Origin of the sequence: Dietzia sp. DQ11-38-2 (genome assembly GCF_014145055.1) — a bacterium.
Taxonomy (GTDB): Bacteria; Actinomycetota; Actinomycetes; order Mycobacteriales; family Mycobacteriaceae; genus Dietzia.
In genome coordinates this window covers 1-5,879 of the sequence record NZ_JAALDW010000187.1, presented here as the reverse complement: position 1 = coordinate 5,879, position 5,879 = coordinate 1, and the positions used below count along the sequence as shown (strand labels likewise).

General features: G+C 70.1%; 4 protein-coding genes. 3 read left to right on the top strand and 1 reads right to left on the bottom strand.

Going from position 1 to position 5,879, the window contains the following annotated elements; genetic code table 11:
• A partial coding sequence (locus G6026_RS07095; RefSeq protein WP_182612756.1) for a Maf family protein occupies positions 1-505 on the top strand: 505 nt, incomplete at its 5' end.
• 164 nt (positions 506-669) lie between these two features.
• Complete coding sequence (locus tag G6026_RS07090) at positions 670-2,457, top strand: acetyl/propionyl/methylcrotonyl-CoA carboxylase subunit alpha (protein ID WP_107755920.1); 1,788 nt, start codon at positions 670-672, stop codon at positions 2,455-2,457.
• A 113-nt stretch (positions 2,458-2,570) separates the two neighbouring features.
• On the opposite strand, the gene G6026_RS07085 is transcribed toward G6026_RS07090, so the two are convergent.
• A complete protein-coding gene (locus G6026_RS07085; protein ID WP_107755919.1) occupies positions 2,571-4,346 on the bottom strand; it encodes a glycerol-3-phosphate dehydrogenase/oxidase in 1,776 nt (591 codons plus the stop codon).
• 79 nt (positions 4,347-4,425) lie between these two features.
• On the opposite strand from G6026_RS07085, the gene glpK reads away from it, so the two are divergent.
• The coding region (glpK, locus tag G6026_RS07080) for a glycerol kinase GlpK (RefSeq protein WP_182612755.1) at positions 4,426-5,879 on the top strand (1,454 nt) is incomplete at its 3' end.

Genomic DNA, 5,879 nt, shown 5'->3' with positions numbered 1-5,879 from the left:
GGACGTCCTCGACCGTGAGGGCGAGTCGCTCGCGGACGAGGCCCGGGGGGCCGGGGCCGACACCCTCGTCGTCGTGGGCTGCGATTCGATGCTCCTGGTCGACGGTCGGCTCGAGGGCAAGCCGCACACCTACGAACGGGCGATGGCGCGGTGGCAGAAGATGCGGGGTCGTCACGGGGTCCTCATCACCGGCCACGCCGTCGTGCTCGCCGACCTCACCGGGGACGGGCCCCTCGTCGTCACCGGGCGAGCGACCGACACCTCCGACACCACCGTCCACTTCGGCGCTCCCTCGGACTCCGACCTCGATGTGTACCTCCGCACCGGCGAACCCCTCGAGTGCGCGGGCGCCTTCACCATCGAGTCGCTCGGCGGGTGGTTCATCGACCGGATCGACGGCGACCCGTCGAGTGTCATCGGACTCAGTCTTCCGCTGTTGCGGCGCCTCCTCGAGGACGCCGGGATACATGCACACCAGGTGTGGCGGCCTGAGCTTCGCGCCTGAACAGCTGGTCAGAGAGGCCGAGTCCCGAAGCACCCGACCCCACGGAGCAGCTCACGGACCCCCAATCCCACACATGAGGGGGGCCTCTCATTAGACTGCTGGAGAATATCGGTCCCCCACCGGGCGCACCGGTCTAAGAGACGTCCATCACCAGGAGGCCCTGAGTGCCCAGTCATGCCAGCTCTCACATCACCAAGGTCCTCGTCGCCAACCGCGGCGAGATCGCCGTCCGTGTGATCCGCGCGGCGAAGGACGCCGGCCTGGCCAGCGTGGCCGTGTACGCCGAGCCCGACGCCGACGCCCTCTTCGTCAAGCTGGCGGACGAGGCCTTCGCCCTCGGAGGCACCACCTCCGCGGAGTCCTACTTGGTCTTCGACAAGATCCTCGACGCCGCCGCCAAGTCCGGCGCCGACGCCATCCACCCCGGGTACGGATTCCTCTCCGAGAACGCCGACTTCGCGCAGGCCGTCATCGACGCCGGCCTGATCTGGATCGGCCCCCCGCCGAACGCCATCCGTGACCTCGGCGACAAGGTCACCGCGCGGCACATCGCCGAGCGGGCCAACGCGCCGATGGCGGCCGGCACCAAGGACCCCGTCGCCAATGCCGACGAGGTCGTGAAGTTCGCGGAGCAGTACGGCCTGCCCATCGCCATCAAGGCCGCCTTCGGCGGCGGCGGGCGCGGGATGAAGGTCGCCCACGAGATGTCGGAGGTCGCCGAACTCTTCGACTCGGCCACCCGTGAGGCCACCGCCGCCTTCGGCCGCGGCGAGTGCTTTGTCGAGCAGTACCTCGACAAGGCCCGCCACGTCGAGGCGCAGGTGCTCGCCGACCAGCACGGCAACGTCGTCGTGGCCGGCACCCGCGACTGCTCCCTCCAGCGCCGCTTCCAGAAGCTCGTGGAGGAGGCCCCCGCCCCGTTCCTCACCGACGAACAGCGCAAGCGGATCCACGACTCCGCCAAGGCGATCTGCAAGGAGGCCGGCTACTACGGCGCCGGCACCGTCGAGTACATGGTCCAGGGCGACACCATCTCCTTCCTCGAGGTCAACACCCGGCTCCAGGTGGAGCATCCGGTCACCGAGGAGACCGCGGGCATCGACCTGGTCCTGCAGCAGTTCAAGATCGCGGAGGGCGAGGTCCTCGAGTTCACCGAGGACCCGACCCCGCGCGGCCACGCGTTCGAGTTCCGCATCAACGGTGAGGACGCCGGCCGTGGCTTCCTGCCCGCCCCCGGCACCATCACGGCGTACCACGAGCCCAGTGGGCCGGGTGTCCGCGTCGACTCCGGAGTCGAGCAGGGCGACACCATCGGCGGCCAGTTCGACTCGATGCTCGCCAAGCTCATCGTCTGGGGCGAGGACCGCGACCAGGCGCTGGCACGGTCGGCCCGCGCGCTCGCCGAGTACACGGTCGAGGGCATGGCCACCGTCATCCCGTTCCACTCCCACGTCGTCGCCAACCCCGCCTTCGTGGGAGACGGGAAGGGCTTCGACGTCTACACCAAGTGGATCGAGGAGGAGTGGGACAACCCGATCGAGCCGTGGAGCGCCACCGGCGCCCCCGCCGACGACGACGAGCCGGTCGAGCGGAAGAAGGTCGTCGTCGAGGTGGACGGCCGTCGCGTCGAGGTCTCGCTGCCCGGCGACCTCGCCTTCGGCGGATCCCATAACGGTGGCACCGTCCGCCGCAAGGCCAAGGCACGCACCCGTGGTGGGGCCGCCGGTGCCGCCGCCTCCGGGGACGCCGTCTCCGCCCCGATGCAGGGCACCGTGGTCAAGGTGGCCGTCGAGGAGGGCCAGGAGGTCAAGACCGGCGAACTCATCGCCGTCCTCGAGGCCATGAAGATGGAGAACCCGGTCACCGCGCACAAGGACGGCGTCGTCACCGACCTCTCCGTGGACGCCGGAGCCGCGGTCACCCAGGGCACGGTGCTCTGCGAGATCAAGTGATCCGCTGACCCCACCCGCATGAGACGTCGGCGCCGCCCACCCGGGCGACGCCGACGTCTCATGCGGGGAGCGCCGTCAGGACTGCGTCCCTCCCCCGCGGGGTTCGTACCCGGTCAGCCCGGGTGGTCGACCACCGGTTCGGCTACGGCGGGATCGACGGTCGCCTCCACCAGGAACTCGCGGATCTCGGGGACGCCGCGAAGGAAATGATCGGCTTCGTCGTCGGACTCCGTCACCTGGCTCGCCCGCTCGGCCTCGACCCGTTGCTCGAACATCCGGACCTCCCGCTCGACGCGGTCGGGACCCCAGTCCAACACTTCCGCCATGAGTTGGGCGACTTCTCGAGCACAGGCCACGCCTCCGTGCTGGTACTCCATCGAGATCCGGGTGCGGCGCACCAGGACGTCCTCCAGGTGCAGCGCGGACTCCGCCAGCGCGGCGTAGACCACCTCCACCCGCAGGTAGCGGTCGGCGCCGACGAGGGATTCCAGCAGATCCGGGCGGTCCGCAGCCAGATCGAGCACGTCCTCGAGGAGCGAACCGTACCGACCCAGCAGGTGCTGGACCTGTTCCTCCCTGATCTCGTAATCGTCCGCGATCCGGTCCGCGCGGTTGACCATCGCCGGGTAGCCGTCGGCACCGAGGAGCGGGATGCGATCGGTGGTCGAGGCCGGAACGGTCTCCGCGCGCTCGGGCCCCAACTCGGCCACCGCGGCGTCGACCGCATCAGCCGCCATGACCCGGTAGGTGGTGTACTTGCCGCCCGCCACCACCACGGCCCCGGGTGCCGCGCGCATCACCGCGTGTTCCCGTGAGAGCTTGGCGGTCGAGTCGGCCCCGCCCGAGAGCAGGGGGCGAAGGCCCGCGTACACGCCGCGGACGTCGTCTCGATCGATCGGGGTGGTGAGAACGGCGTTGACGTGTCCGAGGATGTAGTCGATGTCCGCCCCCGTCGCCGCCGGGTGGGCCAGGTCGAGTTGCCAGTCGGTGTCGGTCGTGCCGATGATCCAGTACTCGCCCCAGGGGATCACGAAGAGCACTGACTTCTCGGTCCGAAGGATCAGGGCCGCCTCGGAGTCGACCTTGTCGCGGTCCACCACGATGTGAACCCCCTTCGAGGCACGGACCGTGAAACCGCCCACCTCCCCCAACATCTCCTGCAGATGGTCCGTCCACACCCCGGCCGCGTTGAGCACCACCTCGGCGCGGACATCGGTCTCCGCTCCGCTCTCGGCGTCGCGGACCCGCACCCCGGTCACCCGGTCGCCGTCCCGCAGGTACCCGATCACCTGGGTGGAGTTGGCGACCACCGCACCGTGGAGCGCCGCGGTCCGGGCGAGGGTGAGGGTGTGACGGGCGTCGTCGACCAGGGTGTCCCAGTACCGGATGCCGCCCACCACGATGTCCTCGCGAAGACCGGGGGCCAACCGGTGCGCACCCGCGCGGCTGTAGTGCTTCTGCGGCGGGACGCTCTTGGCGCCGCCCATGAGGTCGTAGAGGACGAACCCCGCGGCCATGTAGGGGCGTTCCCAGAACCGGCGGGTCAGCGGGAACAGGAACTTCAGGGGCTTGACCAGGTGCGGGGCCAGTCGGGTCATGCTGAGTTCGCGCTCGTGGAGGGCCTCCGCGACGAGCCCGAAGTCGAGTTGTTCCAGGTAACGGAGCCCCCCGTGGAACATCTTGGAGCTGCGCGAGGAGGTACCGGCGGCGAAGTCGCGCGCCTCCACCACCGCCACGCTCAGGCCGCGCGTCGCCGCGTCGACGGCGCTGCCGGTGCCCACCACGCCCCCGCCCACGATCACGAGGTCGAAGGACTCCTCGGAGAGCTTGCGCCACGCCTCGACCCGGCGTTCCGGGCCGAGTACGGACCTGGATCTGTTCGTGGGCATCGTGCTCCCTCCGGGGCCGGGTATCGGATTCCGGCCGGTCGCGCCCGACTCTACGCCCGGCCGGACGTAGTCTGGCGACGTGACGCGTAACACCTTCATCCTCGCGATCGACCAGGGGACCACGTCCTCGCGGGCCATCCTCTTCGACCACGACGGCCTGCCGGTGCCCGCGGCGACCGCCCAGGTCGAACACCGGCAGATCCTGCCCCGGGCCGGATGGGTGGAACACGACCCGTTGGAGATCTGGGAGAACGTGCGCACCGCCATGGCCCAGGTGGCCGGCCACGCCGATCTCGAACCGGCACTGGTGAGCGCGATCGGGATCACCAATCAGCGGGAGACCGTGGTGGTGTGGGAGCGGGAGACCGGCGAACCGGTGTACAACGCGATCGTCTGGCAGGACACCCGGACCTCCGGGATCTGCTCCCGGTTGGCCGCAGCGCACCCGGACGGAGACGACCGGTTCCGGGACGCCACCGGACTGCCCCTGTCCACGTATTTCGCGGGTCCGAAGATCCGCTGGATCCTCGATCACCTCGATTCCGAGGGGCGGCGGGGCACGGAGCGGGCCGAGGCCGGAGAGCTGTTGGCCGGGACCATCGATTCGTGGCTGGTGTGGAACCTGACAGGTGGCCGCCGCGGCGGCACCGACGGCGAACCGGCCCTGCACGTCACCGACGTCACCAACGCCTCGCGCACCCTGCTCATGGACCTGCGGACCCTCGACTGGTGTGACGAGCTCTGCCGCGAGATGGGGGTGCCGCGGGCGATGCTGCCCGACATCGTGCCGTCCTCGGGGGTGATCGGTCACGTGACCGAGCGACGAATGTTCGGCGGCACCCCCATCGCGGGGATCCTCGGTGATCAGCAGGCCGCAATGTTCGGCCAGACCTGCTTCGACCCCGGCGATGCCAAGAACACCTACGGGACCGGCGCGTTCCTCCTTCTCAACACCGGCACCACGCCCCAGTTCAGTGACAACGGTCTGCTCACCACCGTCTGCTACCAGCTCGGGGACGCCGACCCCGTGTACGCCCTGGAGGGCTCCGTCGCGGTGGCGGGCTCGCTGGTGCAGTGGCTGCGGGACAACCTCGGGGTGATCTCGAGTGCCGAGGAGACCGAGGATCTCGCCAAATCCCTCCGGGACAACGGCGACTGCTACCTCGTGCCGGCGTTCTCCGGGCTCCTCGCCCCGCGGTGGCGTCCGGACGCGCGCGGGACGCTGGTGGGCCTGACGCGGTTCCACACGCGAGCACACCTGGCGCGAGCCGCGCTCGAGGCCACGGCCTTCCAGTCCCGCGAGATGACCGACGCGATGGCCGCCGATGCCGGTGAGACCGCCGACGCGCTGCGCGTCGACGGCGGGATGGTGGTCAACGACTACCTGATGCAGTTCCAGGCCGACATCCTGGGCATCGACGTGATCCGACCCGAGGTCACCGAGACCACCGCACTGGGCGCCGCGTTCGCCGCGGGTCTCGCGGTGGGCCAGTGGGACTCCCCCGACCGGCTCCGCGAGTTGTGGCGGGAGGA

Bases quoted from the DNA above. Each gene is read 5' to 3' on its own strand.
- G6026_RS07085 (WP_107755919.1), bottom strand. From the start codon at position 4,346: ATGCCCACGAACAGATCCAGGTCCGTACTCGGCCCGGAACGCCGGGTC.